General features: G+C 65.2%; 12 protein-coding genes. 7 read left to right on the forward strand and 5 right to left on the reverse strand.

What is annotated here, in order from left to right; translation table 11 throughout:
* Window positions 1-150 precede the first annotated feature (150 nt).
* Genes polA through arfB form a run of 5 tightly spaced genes read left to right on the forward strand, consistent with a single transcriptional unit; the run spans window position 151 to window position 6,011 of the window.
* A complete protein-coding gene (polA, locus tag AC4FIJ_RS06530) occupies window positions 151-3,048 on the forward strand; it encodes a DNA polymerase I (protein WP_490335907.1) in 2,898 nt (965 codons plus the stop codon).
* A 2-nt stretch (window positions 3,049-3,050) separates the two neighbouring features.
* Complete coding sequence (locus AC4FIJ_RS06535; RefSeq protein WP_490335908.1) at window positions 3,051-3,704, forward strand: aminotransferase class IV; 654 nt, start codon at window positions 3,051-3,053, stop codon at window positions 3,702-3,704.
* Complete coding sequence (locus AC4FIJ_RS06540) at window positions 3,701-4,915, forward strand: pyridoxal phosphate-dependent aminotransferase (RefSeq protein ID WP_490335909.1); 1,215 nt, start codon at window positions 3,701-3,703, stop codon at window positions 4,913-4,915. Before AC4FIJ_RS06535 ends, AC4FIJ_RS06540 begins: the two co-directional genes overlap by 4 nt.
* Window positions 4,912-5,613, forward strand: coding sequence for an RluA family pseudouridine synthase (locus AC4FIJ_RS06545; protein WP_490335910.1), 702 nt, complete (start codon window positions 4,912-4,914; stop codon window positions 5,611-5,613). Before AC4FIJ_RS06540 ends, AC4FIJ_RS06545 begins: the two co-directional genes overlap by 4 nt.
* Entirely contained in the window at window positions 5,595-6,011 is a 417-nt protein-coding gene (gene arfB, locus AC4FIJ_RS06550) for an alternative ribosome rescue aminoacyl-tRNA hydrolase ArfB (protein ID WP_490335911.1), read from the forward strand. The genes AC4FIJ_RS06545 and arfB overlap by 19 nt, the downstream gene beginning before the upstream one ends.
* 629 nt (window positions 6,012-6,640) lie before the next feature.
* Here arfB and murA read toward each other — a convergent pair.
* Window positions 6,641-7,924, reverse strand: coding sequence for a UDP-N-acetylglucosamine 1-carboxyvinyltransferase (gene murA, locus AC4FIJ_RS06555; RefSeq protein ID WP_490335912.1), 1,284 nt, complete (start codon window positions 7,922-7,924; stop codon window positions 6,641-6,643).
* A 141-nt stretch (window positions 7,925-8,065) separates the two neighbouring features.
* Between murA and galU the strand changes: the two genes are divergently transcribed.
* A complete protein-coding gene (gene galU / locus AC4FIJ_RS06560) occupies window positions 8,066-8,947 on the forward strand; it encodes a UTP--glucose-1-phosphate uridylyltransferase GalU (protein WP_490335913.1) in 882 nt (293 codons plus the stop codon).
* Between the two features lie 155 nt (window positions 8,948-9,102).
* Complete coding sequence (locus AC4FIJ_RS06565; protein WP_490335914.1) at window positions 9,103-10,917, forward strand: PAS domain-containing protein; 1,815 nt, start codon at window positions 9,103-9,105, stop codon at window positions 10,915-10,917.
* A 79-nt stretch (window positions 10,918-10,996) separates the two neighbouring features.
* Here the strand turns inward: AC4FIJ_RS06565 and AC4FIJ_RS06570 are convergent, their stop codons facing one another.
* The 4 genes from AC4FIJ_RS06570 to glnE form a co-directional block, all read right to left on the reverse strand.
* A complete protein-coding gene (locus tag AC4FIJ_RS06570) occupies window positions 10,997-11,749 on the reverse strand; it encodes a M23 family metallopeptidase (RefSeq protein ID WP_490335915.1) in 753 nt (250 codons plus the stop codon).
* A 216-nt stretch (window positions 11,750-11,965) separates the two neighbouring features.
* Window positions 11,966-12,754: a ferritin-like domain-containing protein gene (locus AC4FIJ_RS06575; RefSeq protein ID WP_490335916.1), complete on the reverse strand. Its 789-nt coding sequence runs from the start codon at window positions 12,752-12,754 to the stop codon at window positions 11,966-11,968.
* Complete coding sequence (locus tag AC4FIJ_RS06580; protein ID WP_490335917.1) at window positions 12,754-13,251, reverse strand: peroxiredoxin; 498 nt, start codon at window positions 13,249-13,251, stop codon at window positions 12,754-12,756. Before AC4FIJ_RS06580 ends, AC4FIJ_RS06575 begins: the two co-directional genes overlap by 1 nt.
* Window positions 13,252-13,253: 2 nt before the next feature.
* Window positions 13,254-15,980 carry a bifunctional [glutamate--ammonia ligase]-adenylyl-L-tyrosine phosphorylase/[glutamate--ammonia-ligase] adenylyltransferase gene (gene glnE / locus AC4FIJ_RS06585; protein WP_490335918.1) on the reverse strand — a complete coding sequence of 909 codons (2,727 nt, stop codon included), beginning with the start codon at window positions 15,978-15,980 and terminating at the stop codon, window positions 13,254-13,256.
* Window positions 15,981-16,016 lie beyond the last annotated feature (36 nt).

Consider the following 16,016-nt stretch of genomic DNA (forward strand, 5'->3'; position numbering starts at 1 on the left):
GCATGGCTCCGCATAATCCGTCTAAAACAGGAATATGGCCAGATTAGGGCGCGTCATCGCAAAAACCGGTGGGCACCCACAAAAATGGCGCCGCAATCGGCGCAGATGGGGCATGATTTCCACGCCCCTCGCTGCTACCGCCGAATGATCATGAGCGAAGCGATCGAAACAGCCCCCGCCCAGCCCGCCGACGGCGACGCGCGCAAGCCGCATCTCTATCTGGTCGACGGCTCGGCCTATATTTTCCGCGCCTATCACCGCCTGCCGCCGCTGACGAACCCGCAGGGAACGCCGGTAGGCGCGGTCTATGGTTATACCACCATGCTGTGGAAGCTGGCGCAGGATCTCGATGACGCCGATGGACCGACGCATCTGGCCGTCATCCTCGACAAGGCCTCGCAGAGCTTTCGCCACGATCTCTATGCCGATTACAAGGCGAACCGCCCGCCCCCGCCCGAGGATCTGGTGCCGCAATTCCCCCTGATCCGCGAGGCGACCCGGGCGTTCTCCCTCCCCTGTATCGAGGAGGACATGCTGGAGGCGGACGATCTGATCGCCAGCTATGCCCGTGCCGCAACGCGCAAGGGCTGGGACGTCACGATCGTATCGTCGGACAAGGACTTGATGCAGCTGGTCGGCAAATGCGGCGATCCCGATGACGGGGTCGAGGGCGGCTGCATAGACATGCTCGACACAATGAAGAACGCGCGGATCGAGATTGCCGAGGTGGTCGAGAAGTTCGGCGTTCCCCCAGAAAAGCTGGGCGATGTCCTCGCGCTGATGGGCGATTCGGTCGACAATGTGCCGGGCGTGCGCGGCATCGGGCCCAAGACCGCCGAAAAGCTGATCAACGAATATGGCGATCTCGAAAGCGTGCTGGCCGCCGCGCCCGAGATGAAGAAATCCAAGATGCGCGAGAATCTGATCGAGCATGCGGATATGGCGCGCCTCTCGCGCGAACTGGTGCAGCTGAAGGAAGACTGCCCGCTTCCCATGCCGCTCGATGATTTCGCGCTCGACGGCATTCCCAAGGAGCCGCTGGCCGACTTCCTGTCGACGCACGGCTTCACCAGCCTGCTGAAGCGGCTGGGCGCAGGCGCAGGCAGCCCTTCGCGGCCGACCGAATTAAACCCTGCGAAACCGGCGAACGCCGCAGCCGACAACGCAGCAGGAACCCGTCAGCCGCTGCCCGAATGGCCCGCGGTCGATCTCGACGCCTATGAATGCGTGACCACGCTCGAGCGTCTCGACGCATGGATCGCGCGCGCCTTCGCGGCGCATGCGGTGGCGATCGATACGGAAACCAGCTCGCTCGATTCGATGCAGGCGGAGCTTGCCGGGATCAGCCTGGCGCTGGGTCCGAACGATGCCTGCTACATCCCGCTTGCCCACGGCAGCGACGACATGTTCGCCGAGAAGCCGCAGCAGATTCCGAAGGCAGAGGCGCTCGCCCGGCTGAAGCCGCTGCTGGAAAGCGATGCGGTGCTGAAGATCGGCCAGAACATCAAATACGACCTGACCGTGCTGCAGCGCTGCGGCATCGAAGTCGCGCCGGTGGACGACACGATGATCCTGTCCTTCGACCTCGACGCCGGGCGCGGCGGCGGGGGCATCGGGCAGGCGCATGGCATGGATTCGCTCAGCCAGACGCATCTTGGCCACACCACCCTGACCTTCAAGGACATCTGCGGAACGGGCAAGAAGCAGATCCCGTTCAGCGCCGTGCCGCTCGACAAGGCGACGCGCTATGCGGCCGAGGATGCGGATGTCACCTGGCGCCTGCACCGAGTGCTCCGCCAGCGGCTGTCGGACGAAGGCGGGACGCGCATCTACGAAAACGTAGACCGCCCGCTGATCCCCGTCATCGCCATGATGGAACGCAACGGCATCAATGTCGACCGCGAGCATCTGGCGCGCCTGTCGGGCGAATTCGCCGAGCAGATCGCAACGCTCGAGGCCGAGGTGCACGAAATGGCGGGCGAAAGCTTTGCCATCGGCAGTCCCAAGCAGCTGGGCGACATATTGTTCGACAAGATGGGCCTGAAAGGCGGGCGAAAGGGCAAGAGCGGCCAGTTCTCGACCGACCAGACCGTGCTGGAAAAGCTGGCGGGCGAAGGCGTGCCGATGGCCAGCAAGGTGCTGGAATGGCGCGGCCTGTCGAAACTGCGCTCCACCTATACCGAGGCTTTGCAGCAGGCGATCAACCCGAACACGGGCCGCGTGCACACCAGCTATAGCCTGGTCGGCGCGCAGACGGGACGGCTGTCCTCCACCGATCCGAACCTGCAGAACATCCCGATCCGCACCGAAACCGGCCGACAGATTCGAGAGGCTTTCGTGGCGGAAGAGGGCAATGTGCTGCTTGCCGCCGACTATTCGCAGATCGAACTGCGCCTTGCCGCGCACATGGCCGACGTCCCGCCGCTGAAGGAAGCCTTCGCCAATGGCGAGGACATCCACGCCCGCACCGCGAAGGAGATGTATGGCGAGGTCAACCGCGATACCCGCGCGCAGGCCAAGACGATCAATTTCGCCATCCTCTACGGCATTTCGCGCTGGGGCCTTGCCGGCCGCCTCGGCACCGATGCGGATGAGGCGCAGGCCGTGATCGACCGCTATTTCGACCGCTTCCCCGGCATCCAGAAATATATCGTGCACACGCTGGAGCGAGTGCGCGAGACCGGCTATTCCGAAACGCTGTTCGGGCGGAAAACCCATTTCCGCAATATCAACGCCAAGAACCCCAACGAACGGCAGGGCGCCGAACGCGCCGCGATCAACGCGCCGATCCAGGGGACCAGCGCCGACATCATCAAGCGCGCGATGGTGCGCATGATGCCCGCGCTGCATGACGCCGGGCTCGGCCATGTCAGGATGCTGCTGCAGGTGCATGACGAGCTGGTGTTCGAACTGCCCGAAGGCGATGTGGCCGCCGCCTCTCCGGTGATCGAGCGGGTGATGGCCGAAGCCGCGCTGCCATCGGTCGAATTGTCGGTGCCGCTGGGTATCGAGATCGGCACCGGCCACAGCTGGGGGGCCGCGCATTGAGCGTGAGCGACGCTGCGCGAGCCCGTGCCCTTGCGCCCGACACGATGCTCATCGAGACGATGGGCTATGATCCGCAAAAGGGCGTCCCCATGATCGAGTTCCATCTCGAGCGGATGAAGCAGAGCGCCGCCGAACTGGGTTTCGAGTGCGACCGCCATGCGATCCGCAACGAGGTGCAGGCGGTGTGCTTTACGCACCGCGAACCGGCGCGGCTGAAGATCGAACTGCAGCGCGGCGGTCAATTCGCGATCCGCCTAAGCAAATATCCCGACCCGCTGATCGAGCCGGTGCCCGTCGCGCTCGTCAGGCTGGACATCGAAGCGAACGATCCGCGCCTGCGTCACAAGACCAGCGACCGGGGCTTTTACGACGAAGCCCGCGTCGAGGCCGAAAACCGGGGCGCGAAGGAAGCGATCCTCATCCGGGAAGACGGGCTGGTGACCGAGGGAAGCTTTACCAGCGTGTTCGTCGATCGCGGCGATTGCCTGCTGACCCCGCCCCTGTCGCTGGGCCTGCTGCCCGGCGTGCTGCGCCGTTCGCTGATCGAGGAAGGCCGCGCGAAAGAGGCGGAATTGCGCGCAGGCGATTTGCAGGAGGGGCTGATTATCGGCAATTCGCTGCGCGGACTGGTGCACGCGAAACTGGTGTCCGCATGAAGAGCCATCCTTCCCTCTCAGCGGCCCTTCAGCGCATCGAGCCGTCGCAGACCACCGCCATGACCGACTGCGCCACCAGCCTGCGCGAGGCCGGGCGCGACATCATCTCGCTGTCGGTGGGCGAACCCGATCTGGCCACGCCGGACCATGTGGTAGAGGCCATGCAGCAGGCCCTGCGCGACGGCCGCACCCGCTATACGCCCGTCGGCGGCACGAGCGAGGCAAAACGCGCCGCGGCGCTGCATTTCACCCGCGATCTGGGCATCGAGGCCAGCCCCGCCAATGTCACGATCAGCGCGGGCGGCAAGCAGGCGATCTTTCATGCTCTATGCGCCACGATCGATCCCGGCGACGAGGTGGTGATCCCCGCCCCCTGGTGGGTTAGCTATCCTGAGATCGCGCGTTTCGCGGGCGCCAGCGTCGTGCCGCTGCCGACCACACCCGCCAGCGCCTTCCGCTTTACCGCCAAGGCGCTAGAAGCGGCGATCACCCCGCGTACCCGCTGGCTGCTGCTCAACAGCCCCGGCAATCCCACCGGCGCGGTCTTCCCGGCGGACGAATTGCTGGCAATAGCCGATGTGCTGGACCGTCATCCGCATGTTCTGGTGATGAGCGACGATATCTATGCGCCCTTGCGCTATAACGGCGGCGACCATGCCACGCTGGCGGCACTGCGGCCCGATCTGGCGGCCAATGGTGACTCGGGGCGCGTCCTGACGGTGTCGGGCGTATCGAAAAGCCACGCGATGACCGGGCTGCGGATCGGGTTCGCGACCGGGCCCGAATGGCTGATCCTCGCGATGGAGCGGCTGCAATCGCATAGCAGCGGCAATCCCTGCTCGATCAGCCAGGCAGGCGCGGTCGCGGCGATGGAGGGATCGCAGGCATTCCTCGGCGACTGGCGCGACATCTTCCGTGCGCGCCGCGATCTGGTGTGCGCGGCGATCAATGCCATGCCCGGCCTGTCGACGCCGGTGCCCGATGGCGCGTTCTATTGCCTTGTCGAAGCCGCGCCCCTGATTGGAGGTAAGATAGCGGACGACGGCGCGCTGGCGCTCCATCTGCTCGAACACGGGGTTGCCGTGGTGCCCGCCTCGGCATTCGGCGGGGCGCATTGCGGGCTAGCGGGATTTCGCATCAGTTTCGCGGCAAGCGAAGACACATTACGCACGGCGCTGCAGCGCATCGAAACGGCGGTCAAAGCATTATGAAAGATATCGATATAGTGTTCGAGGACGGCGAAGCGCTGGTCATCGACAAGCCCGCCGGACTTCCCATCGAACGCCCCCGCGCGGGCGGGCCGAGCCTTGAGGATCATCTCGGCACGCTGCGGCTGGGCTTTCAGCGCGATCCGGTGCCGGTCCACCGGCTCGACACCGATACGTCGGGCTGCCTGCTGCTGGCGCGTAATCCCAAGGCGCTCAAGCGCTTCAACGCCGCGTTCGAGGCGCGCGCGGTGACCAAGCATTACATCGGGCTCGTCGCGGGCGAACTGGCGGAGGAAGAGGGCACCATCGCGCTGTCGCTGTCCAAGATCAGCAGCGCCGAAAAGGGCTGGCGCATGATCGCGGCGAAGAAGGGCAAGCCTTCGGTGACGCATTGGAAGAAGCTGGGCGTGAAGGATGGCGTCACCGCGGTTGCCTTCGCCCCGGAAACCGGCCGCACGCACCAGATCCGCATTCATGCGCTGGCGGGGCTGGGTTTCCCGCTGCTTGGGGATCCGGTCTATGGGGACGGAAAAGGCGCGGGCCGCACCATGCTGCATGCCGCCGAACTGATCGTGCAACGCGACGGCAAGGACCCGATCAGCGCCGCCGCGCCTCTGCCCGCCGATTTCGCGCGGCTGTGCCCCGAATTTCCGGAAACGATAGAATGGCCAGTGGGTAAAGAATGGCCGGCGGAGGAATAATCGACCGCGCTCACGCCTTGGCCGAGGAGCGGTTCGTCACCGCCTCCGGCCCCGGCGGGCAGAACGTCAACAAGGTGGCGACCGCGGTGCAGCTGCGCGTCAATATCTATGCGCTGAACCTGCCGCAGCCGATCTTCCACCGCTTGCAGCGCATCGCGGGCAGCAAGCTCACCGCCAGTGGCGACCTGCTGATCGAGGCGAAACGCTTCCGCACGCAGGACGCCAACCGCAGCGACGCGCGCGACCGGCTGACCGAATTGCTCGAACAGGCGATGGTCCAGCCCAAGAAACGCGCCAAGACCCGCGTCAACTGCGTGGGCAAGGTGAAGCGCCTGAAGTCGAAGAAGGAACGCGGCGAGGTGAAGGCGAAGCGTGGGGCGGTGAAGAGTTGGGATTGAGCAGGGCCGGTTTCGGGGCTTCGGCTAGCGCACTTTTGAGTCAGCTATGGGGTGGGAAGCTGACGTTAGAAGCAATCCTTTATAAGGCGGCATCTTGCTGTATCCGACTACATTTGGAGTCACGATATGGACCAGCGTCGTCGAACTCATTCACTGATTTTTCTCAGCTTGGTTTGTTCGGCTTGCGGGAGATCCCCCAACGATGATGTAGCAGATCGAATGGAGGAAGCTGTTCGGGACAGTGATATATCTTTCACTGAAATTGAAGATTATTCTCAATATTTCTTCGAACGGGAAAACGGCGCGATTATCGGTGTCTTCGTGCGACACTATCCAAACAGTAGCGAGCGGCGAGACTTAGTAAGCGCGGACTGCCTCAGCCGGCACCCAACCGAATATCCTTGTAACGAGCCTAATTATGGCGTTGCCGATCCGGGTGAACGAGAGTGGGTCCCAAGCGAATTCAACCTTCCTGCCGTGGCTGGGGGAGGTTGCAGCGTTATTACGTTCCAAACCGACGCGTCGCGGAACAACATCTCACAGCCGGAATGCAACGGACCCTATTAAAGGTCCGCAATCGGTCGTTGGCAGACGCCCGGCCTTTAACGACCGGCCCTCTAAAGCCCCAATCAATCCCCACCAACCCGCTCCACCTGCGCGCCGACTAGTTGCAGCTTCTCCTCCAGCCGCTCATATCCGCGGTCGAGGTGGTAGAGCCGGTGCACCGTCGTCTCGCCCTCGGCGGCGAGCCCCGCAATCACCAGCGACATCGAGGCACGCAGGTCGGTCGCCATCACTTCCGCGCCGGTCAGCTTCTTCACGCCATGGACCACCGCCGTGTGGCCATTGGTCTCGATATGTGCACCCATGCGGTTCAGTTCGGGCACGTGCATGTAGCGGTTCTCGAAAATCGTCTCGTTCAGCACGCTGGTACCCTCGGCCAGACACAGCAGCGCCATCATCTGCGCCTGCATGTCGGTGGCAAAGCCGGGAAACGGCGCGGTCGAGATGTTGACGGCTTTCAGCGGGCCGTTGGGCGAAATCTGGATGCCGTCCTTGCGCTCTTCCACAACGACGCCCGCATTGCGCAGCGCATGGGTTGTGGCGCGCATGTCATGCGCATCGGCGCCTTTCAGAAACACTTCGCCCCCGGTGATCGCGGCGGCGCAGGCATAGCTGCCCGCCTCGATCCGGTCGGCCATTACGCGATAGGTCGCGCCGTGCAGCCGGTCGACGCCGTGGATCGTCAGTTCGGATTCGCCGATCCCCTCGATCTCCGCGCCCATCGCGGCCAGCAGCTTGCAAAGGTCCACGATCTCCGGCTCGCGCGCGGCGTTTTCCAGCCGCGTGGTGCCCTTGGCGAGCACCGCCGCCATAAGCGCGTTCTCGGTCGCGCCGACGGAAACGACGGGAAAGGTGAAATCACCCCCCGGCAACCCGCCATCGGGCGCATGGGCGCGCACATAGCCCGCCGCCAGTTCGATTTCCGCGCCCATCGCTTCCAGTGCCTTCAGGTGCAGGTCGATAGGCCGGTTGCCGATCGCGCAGCCGCCGGGCAGCGAAACGGTCGCCTCCCCCGCGCGGGCCAGCAGCGGGCCGAGCACGAGGATCGAGGCGCGCATCTTGCGCACGATGTCATAGGGCGCGACCGTGCTTGTCAGCCGGGTCGCCTGCAGCGTCATCACCCGCCCGAAATCCTCGGGCCGCGAACCGGCGATGGCGGTGGATACGCCGAAACCGTTGAGCAGGTGCTGGAACTGGTCGATATCCGCCAGTCGCGGCAGATTGCGCAGCGTCACCGGCTCCTCGGTCAGCAAGGCGCAGGGAAGCAGCGTAAGAGCGGCATTTTTCGCGCCCGAGATCGGCAGCGTACCCGAAAGGCGCTTGCCGCCTTGAATGACAATTTTATCCATCGGGCCGCTTTAGCCCGAAATAGACTGATCGCAAGCCGTATGGGAGCACCGATCCACCGGACACGGACTTGAAACCTTGCGGGCCCAATGCCTAGAAAACGCAAGACTTCGCTTTTGCAGCACAAAGGAATGATGGCACTTATGGCCGAAACCTCTCGCAAGCCGATCCGCAAGGCTGTTTTCCCCGTTGCCGGTCTTGGCACGCGCTTCCTGCCCGCGACCAAGGCGATCCCCAAGGAACTGCTTCCGATCGTCGACCGGCCGCTGATCCAGTATGCCGTCGACGAAGCGCGCGAGGCGGGGATCGAGCAGATGATCTTCGTCACTGGCCGCGGCAAGACCGCGCTGGTCGAGAATTTCGATATTGCCTACGAACTCGAAGCGACCATGAAGGAACGCGGCAAGGATCTTTCGGTCCTCGACCCCACCCGCTTCACGCCCGGCAACCTGATCACCGTGCGCCAGCAGGAACCGATGGGCCTGGGCCACGCGATCTGGTGCGCGCGCGCCATCGTCGGCGACGAGCCTTTCGCCATCCTGCTTCCCGACGAGCTGATGTGGGGCAAGCCCGGCTGCATGAAGCAGATGGTCGAGGCCTATAACGAAGTCGGCGGCAATCTGGTGTCGGTGCTGGAAGTGCCGCACGATCAGGTCTCGTCCTATGGCGTGATCGATCCGGGTGCCGAATCGGGCGCTCTGACCGAGGTGAAGGGGCTGGTCGAAAAGCCGCCCGTCGCTGAAGCGCCATCGAACAAGATCGTGTCGGGCCGCTATATCCTGCAGCCTGAGGTGATGAAGACGCTGGAAACGCAGGGCAAGGGCGCGGGCGGAGAGATCCAGCTGACCGACGCCATGGCCAAGATGATCGGCAACCAGCCGTTCCATGCTGTCACGTTCGAAGGCAAGCGTTACGACTGCGGGTCCAAGACCGGATTTGTCGAAGCAACGCTGGCACTGGCGCTGGAACGCGACGACATGGGCGCCGAGGTGCGCGCCATTGCCGAACGCCTGCTGGCGGAATAATCGCGGGCGGCGGCGGGCAGACAATCCGCCGCCGCCTGTTCGCTTTCGGGACTTAGGGGGTTCCCCTTAGGCCTGCATTCGTACCCTGTTCGTTCCCATCAACCAGCATGGTCCTGCATCGCATAAGGCGCGATGAGCGATCGAAGGGTATCGGCATGGCTATGCCGGAAGGGAAACGGGCGGCGGTGTCGCCCTTGCGAAACGACATCTGGGCAAAGCTGGCGGCCATAATCCTGCCAGCCGCCGCCGCAGGGCTGATGGCGCTTGCGACTCATGCGTGGGCGACCTGGCCTGCGCCGTTCTGGGCGGCCAATGGCTGCGCGGTGGTGGTCGCGGCGTCGCTTTGCAGGCGAAGCGGCGCTGTGTCGGCGGCACTGGGTCTTGCCATCGCGCTGGGATGCGGCGTGTCGCTCATGGCGGCGCAATGGATGGCGGGTGGATGGGCAAGCGGCCCGATCCCGGCGCTGGCTAATGGAGTCGAGATAGCCGCCGCCCTCTCGGCTGCCGAGGCATGGCGCAAGCACGACCGTACCCGCATCGGATCTTTCGTGCTGCTTTTCGCAGGCCTGCTGGGCGCGGCCACCCTGTCCGGTCTGGTGATGTTCGCCGGGGGGGCGGATGCGCTGTTCTGGTGGCCGTCTCACGCTGCCGCGCTGATGGTGATCGTACCCATCGGACTGGCGGGCCTGTCGCCGGAAATGGTGCCACAATCGGCAAGCCGGACCTGCAACAAACGCGCCAGAATGGCTGAGCTTGCGATCCTCGCCGCCGTTGCGGCTGGCGCAGCGGCCATATTATGGCTGGCGCCGCTCCCCGGTGTGCTGCTGCTCTTCCCGCTTGCGCTCTTCGCAGGCTGCGCATTGCCTCCGCGCGGGACGGCTCTAGCCCTGGCAATAATTATCGGCATGGCTTGCTTCTCAAACCTGACAGGGCATGGCCCCATCGAAGATGCCGCGACGCTGCAATTGCTGTGCGCCGCCCTTGTCGCATCCGCACTGCCGGCAGGCGTCCTGCTCGGCCAGACGCGCGGGGAAAACGCCCTTCTCCGGCGGCGTCTCGACGAGAAGGCGCGCATGCTGGACACGGTGGACGAAGGGATCTTCCGCATCGACAACGCTGGCCGCTGGACCATGCTGAACGCGGGGTGGGAGCGCATCACGGGCTATGACCGAACCGCAAGTCTGGGCCGTCCGGTGGTCGATTTCCTCGATGCGCTGGGCGGGCGGGCTGAGCGGGAGAAATTCATCCGGCTCGTCCGCGGCGAACGCGGCCTGATCACCTCGCTGCATACGATTCGGCGGCCCGACGGCGAAACGCGTCATGTCGAGGTGCGCATGCAAGGGGCTTTTGACGAACGGCAAAGGCCGATCGGGCTGGAAGGCCATATTCGCGATGTCACCCAGTCGGCCCGCTATGGCCATGCGCTGGAGGATGCCGAACGCCGGTTCGCGACGCTGGCGGATGCGGCGCCGGTCGGGATCTGGCGCACCAATGCGCGCGGCGACACTCTGTTCGTCAACAGCGCTTTCAAGCGGATGACCGGGCTATCCGACGGACAATGGGAAGGATCGCACTGGATCACCGCCATCCACCCAGACGATTTCGAACGGGTCATGGCCGACTGGAAGGAGATCCTTGCCGCGAAGGCCCCGTTTGAAGCAGAATGGCGCTGGCGCAGGCCCGATGGCGAAATCCTGTGGGTCTCGACGACCGGGGCGCCGCAATATGATCACCACGGCCGCGTCACGGGCTATATCGGCATTAACATCGACGTTTCACGCCAGCGAAGCGCCGAAGCACAACTGGCCGACCAGAGCAGCCGCATGCAGGCTATGTTTGACCGGATGAGACTGACGGGCAGCGTAGCGGCGGACGATTTGACCGACTGGGATGTGATCGCGCGGCAATTGCGCCCCACGGCCGCACCTTCGCGGCGATGGAGCAGACCGCGCAAGAGCGAAGCCGCCTGAACCATACCAACTGAGCCCATACGAAAGGGCCCGGCAGAACCGATCTGCCGGGCCCTTTGTTAAACCGGGATGCGGACGCTTACTCGGGCCCGCCGGCAGCGCTGCTGTCGGAAGACGCGAAGGCTTCGCCGAAGCTGTCGGCATGCAGATAGGGAGTCGGATCGACTGCCTCACCCGCGATACGCACTTCGTAATGCAGATGCGGGCCGGTCGAACGTCCGGTGCTGCCGACGAAGCCGATCAGGTCGCCCTTCTTCACTTCCTGGCCGGGGCGCACGTTCAGCTTGGACAGGTGCCCGTAACGGGTTTCCATGTCGCCGCCATGCTCAAGCTTGATGAAATTGCCATAGCCGCCGAACCATTGCGCCATGTCGACGGTGCCGTCGGCGGTGGCGAAGATCGGCGTGCCCGTGGGCGCGGCCATGTCGATACCCTTGTGATTGGCGCGGCGGCCGGTCACGGGATGAACGCGCGAGCCATACTCGCTGCTGAAGCGCGCGGTGCTCAGCGGCATGCGCGAAGGAATATTGACGGCCTGCCGACCGGCGGCGCGCTGCGGCAGTTCCTGCGCCACTTCGACCGACTTCCAGCGGGCGAAGAGATTGCGATAGCGCGGGTCGGACTTCGCGGCGCTGGTATCTGCGGTGCGGATATCCGCGCCGGCAACATTGGAAGCGACCTCGGTCGAAGCGGTCGCGGCAACGGTCGTTGCATTGGTCCCGGGCTGCGCCAGCGCCGCGGTCGGGCTCATGGCCGCCGAGAACGAGGCGATGGTACCCATGGCGACAAAGCGCATGGTACCGGGAAGAAAGAAACGACTAAAACCTAGCATACTGCCGAACCTCTGTTTCTCGGCACCGCGCCCCATAGTCCGTCCGGGCTGACGATGCCGGGTGATCCCTCCGGCACAGCCTTTCGCATCCCTGCTCTTCCGGTCCCGTCTAAGGGTACGCATCCGGAACAGCGCGACTGGCTGCTTCAAAAATTCTGAGATCGTCGGAACCCCCCGCCGCTCTCATGCGTTACTGGCTAGGGTAAAAAAGGTTAATCAGACAATACCAGCGCGGTAGCTGCGCGGTAGACCGGCTGCCTCACGCGCTGAGTCGTTGAACGGTGGCTTAAGGCTGCCGCCGAAATACGTTTCCACCAAAAATTGCCATTTTTTCACAGGGTCTTCGTCGACAGCGCGGCACAACTCGCCGAAATGCCTTGTTCCGAATCGAACATGGCGAATCTCGTCGTCAAGGATTCGCGACAGGATTCGGGCACCGTTCTCGTCGCCTTGCGCCCGCACTCTTTCCAGCATCACGGGCGTGATATCCAGCCCGCGCGCCTCAAGCACCATGGGCACCACCGCCAGCCGCGCCGCCACGTCATGCGCGGTTGCGCGCGCCGATTCCCACAGGCCGCCATGCGCGGGCAGCGCGCCGTAATGGCTGCCCATTTTGCGCAGCTTGCGGTCCAGCAGCGCGAAATGCATCGCCTCGTCCGCCGCGACCGCCAGGAAATCGGACACGAAGTCGCGGCCCATGTCCTTTCCGAACCGCCCTGCCATGTCGAGCGCGAGGTCGAGCGCGACGAACTCGATATGCGCCAGCGAATGCCACAACGCGATGCGCGCGCGTTCCGATCCGCCGCGTCCGCGTTTCGGCATGCGGTTGGGGGGCAGCAATTCGGGGCGTTCGGGCCGGGCCGGCTCGTCAGGCATGTCGACATCGAACGCCCAGTCGAGCCGCCCCAGCCGCCATTCGCGCGCGACCCGGCGCGTTGCCATCACCTTGCCATGCGGATCGCCGGTCAGCAGCGCATCGCGGATCGCCCGCGCGACGCTGCGCATCAGTCCAGCGCCTTCGCGGCCTCCAGCACGGCCTCGGCGTGGCCCTTGACCTTCACCTTGCGCCAGACCTGCGCGATCGTGCCGTCGCCCTTCATCAGAAAAGTGGTGCGCTCCATCCCCATATAGGTGCGGCCGTACATGTTCTTCTCGGTCCAGATGCCCAGTGCCTCGGCAAGGCCGTCCTTGCCCGAATCCGGCGCGGTGTCGCTTGCGAGGGGCACGGTCAGCTCCTGCTTCTCGATGAATTTCACATGGCTCTTGGCCGGGTCCTTGCTTACGCCCAGCAGCGCGATTCCCGCTTTGTCGAATTCGGGCTTCAGCGCGCTGAAGTCCTTCGCCTCGTTCGTGCAGCCCGGCGTATTGTCCTTGGGGTAGAAGAACAGCACGGCCGGTTTCCCGGCAAAATCCGCAATCGACACGCTGCCGCCGTCTGGCGTCTCCAGCGCATGGCCGGGAAATGCATCACCGATATCGGGACGGGTGCTGGTCGCGTTCATCGTCAAAGCTCCAAAGTCTCGCCAAAGATCTCGGCCCAGGCCTCTGCCACCGCATGGCGTGCCTTGTCGAGCGCGGCGAGCAGCACTTCCCAATCGCCTTCGCCGCCCAACGCATTGGCAACCAGCACGGCCCGCGCCGCATCGGGCAGTTCCCCGGTATCGGGCGCGACCAACCGCAGCGATACCAGCAGCCGCGTGAGCAGATCATGCGCGTCCACCAGTTCGGATGGCACCAGCCCCGCGCGGCCCAGCGCCGCGACCGCCGCGCGCAGATCGGGCGTCAGGAACGCCCCATCCGGGCCGCCGCCTTCGCGCAATTGCAGAAAATGGGTCAGGAATTCCAGGTCGACCAGCCCGCCGCGCAGCAGCTTGACGTCCAGAGGGCCCGCAGGCGGCTTGTGCCGCGCCATCTCGCCGCGCATTTTTAGCACCGCGCTGCGCAATTCGTCCGGATCGCGCGGGGCCGAGACCAGATCGCGCACAAAACCTGCCAAAAGCGCGGCAGACTCTGGCGGACCATGCAGAACCCGTGCGCGCATCAGCGCCATATGCTCCCACGTCCATGCCTGTTCGCGCTGATAGCGTGCAAAGCTGTCGGTGCTGACGGCCAGCAATCCCTGCGCGCCCGATGGCCGCAGCCGCGTGTCCACTTCATACAGCGCGCCTTCCGCCGTCGGCACCGACAGCGCCGCGCTCACCCGCTGGGCCAGACGGTTGAAATATTGCGTCGCGCCCAAGGGCCGGCGGCCATCCGATTCCGCTTCGTGGTCGCCGGTGAACAGGTAAACCAGATCGAGATCGCTGGCATGGGTCAGCACCCCGCCGCCCAGCCTGCCGAAACCCAGCACCACCAGCCGGCTCCCCTCGATCCGCCCATGATCCTCGGCGAAATGATCCGCCGTGCCGGTCGCCAGCACGTCGATCGCCGCCTCCGCGATGCGCGAAAGCCCCGCGGCGATGGCCAGCGGATCATGCGCGTGGTCGATCAGCTGGACGCCCATCGCAAAGCGGCGCTCGCTGACCTCGCGGCGGACGCGGTCGAGCAGCGCCTCGTAATCCGGCGCATCGACGGCATAGTCCTGCGCCAGCTCCTCCACCGAGGGGGGCAGCGCAAACGCCGTGCGGTCGATCAGCGCGTCGAGCAGGTCGCTCCGCCGCGCCAGTGCATCGGCCAGCGCCGGCGACAGCGCCAATACGCGCGCCAGCGTATCGAGCAGACCCGGACGCGCCGCCAGCAGCTTGAACAGGTTGAACGCCGACGGCAGCCGCGCGAGCATCTGCTCCCAGCGGGTGATTGCGCGTTCGGGCATGGGCGCACCGGCCAGCGCCGTCAGCAATGCGGGTTCGATCTCTGCAAAGGCGGCCAGCGCCGCGTCGGAGCGCAGCGCCTTTACCCGCCCGTCCTTCCATCCGGCGATGCGTTCGGCCAGCCTTGCCGGATCGTCGAAACCCAGTTGCGCCAGATTGGCAGGAGTCGAGGCGGCAGGCGCGTCGCCTTCCGCCGAATGCCCGCCATGCGCTTCCAGCAGCCGGTCGAACCGTTCGCCGACCCGCGCGGTGACATCCTGCAATTCGGCGATCAGCGCCGCGCCATCGGGCAATCCGTCAAGCCGCGCCACATTGTCGATATCCTCTGCCGCATCGGGCAAGGCGTGGGTCTGGCGGTCGCGCACCATCTGCAGGCGGTGTTCGATCACGCGCAGCCGGTCATAGCTTTCGCCCAGTTCCTCCGCGTCCGCCGCGCCGATCAGACCTTCCGCCGCCAGCGCATCCAGCGCCGCGCGCGTGCCGCGCACACGCAGCGCCGGTATGCGTCCGCCATGGATCAGCTGATGGGTCTGCGCATAGAATTCGACTTCGCGAATGCCCCCGCGTCCGCGCTTGAGGTCATAGCCCGGACCGGGGCGGACCGGCCCCGAACAGCTTTCGCGGATCCGCCGGACAAGACGCGAAATCTCGTCGATCGCGCCAAAGTCGAGCGACTTGCGCCAGACGAAGGGCTTGATCGCATTCAGGAAGCGCTGCCCCGCGGCGACATCGCCCGAGGCACTGCGCGCGCGGATGAAGGCGGCCCGCTCCCACGCCAGTGCAGAGCTTTCGTAATGGGTCAGCGCCGCGTCATAGCTGATCGCCAGCGGGCTGACTTCGGATGCGGGGCGCAATCGCAGATCGACGCGCAGCACATAGCCCTCGGCCGTGTTGGCGCCCATCGTCTGCACCAGCCGCCGCGCCGCCATCTGCGCCGCCTCGCCCGGCTCGTCACGCTCTCGCCGCAGCAAGGTCTTTGGATCGTAGAGCAGGATCGGATCGATGTCGGAGGAATAGTTGAGCTCGCCCGCGCCCTGCTTGCCCAGCGCCAGCGCCACCATGCCGACGGGCGCGTCGCCCCACACGTCATGGTCGGGAAGGCGGTGGCCGATCGCCTCGCGCATCGCGGTGTCGAGCGCGCGGTCGGCGAAGGCGCTGAGTTCCTGCATCACGCGCGTCAGCGGAAAGGCGCCCGCCAGATCGCCAATGCCCAGCACCAGCGCCAGCCCCCGCCGCTGGCGTCGCAGGCGTACCGCGACATCCGCATCGTCGCGGGCCAGTGCCTCTCGCAGGGCCGCTTCGCCTTCGCCCCTGCCCAGCAATTCGGCAAGGTCGGCTTCGCGGTTCAGCAGGTCCGAGAGAAAGGGCGAATGCGCTCTCGCCCGTTGCAGCGCGTCATCCCATTGCGATTGATCGGTCATCGGTCCGATGTGGCGCGGCTGCCGATGTCAGGCAAG

This window comes from Croceicoccus sp. (assembly GCF_983967925.1).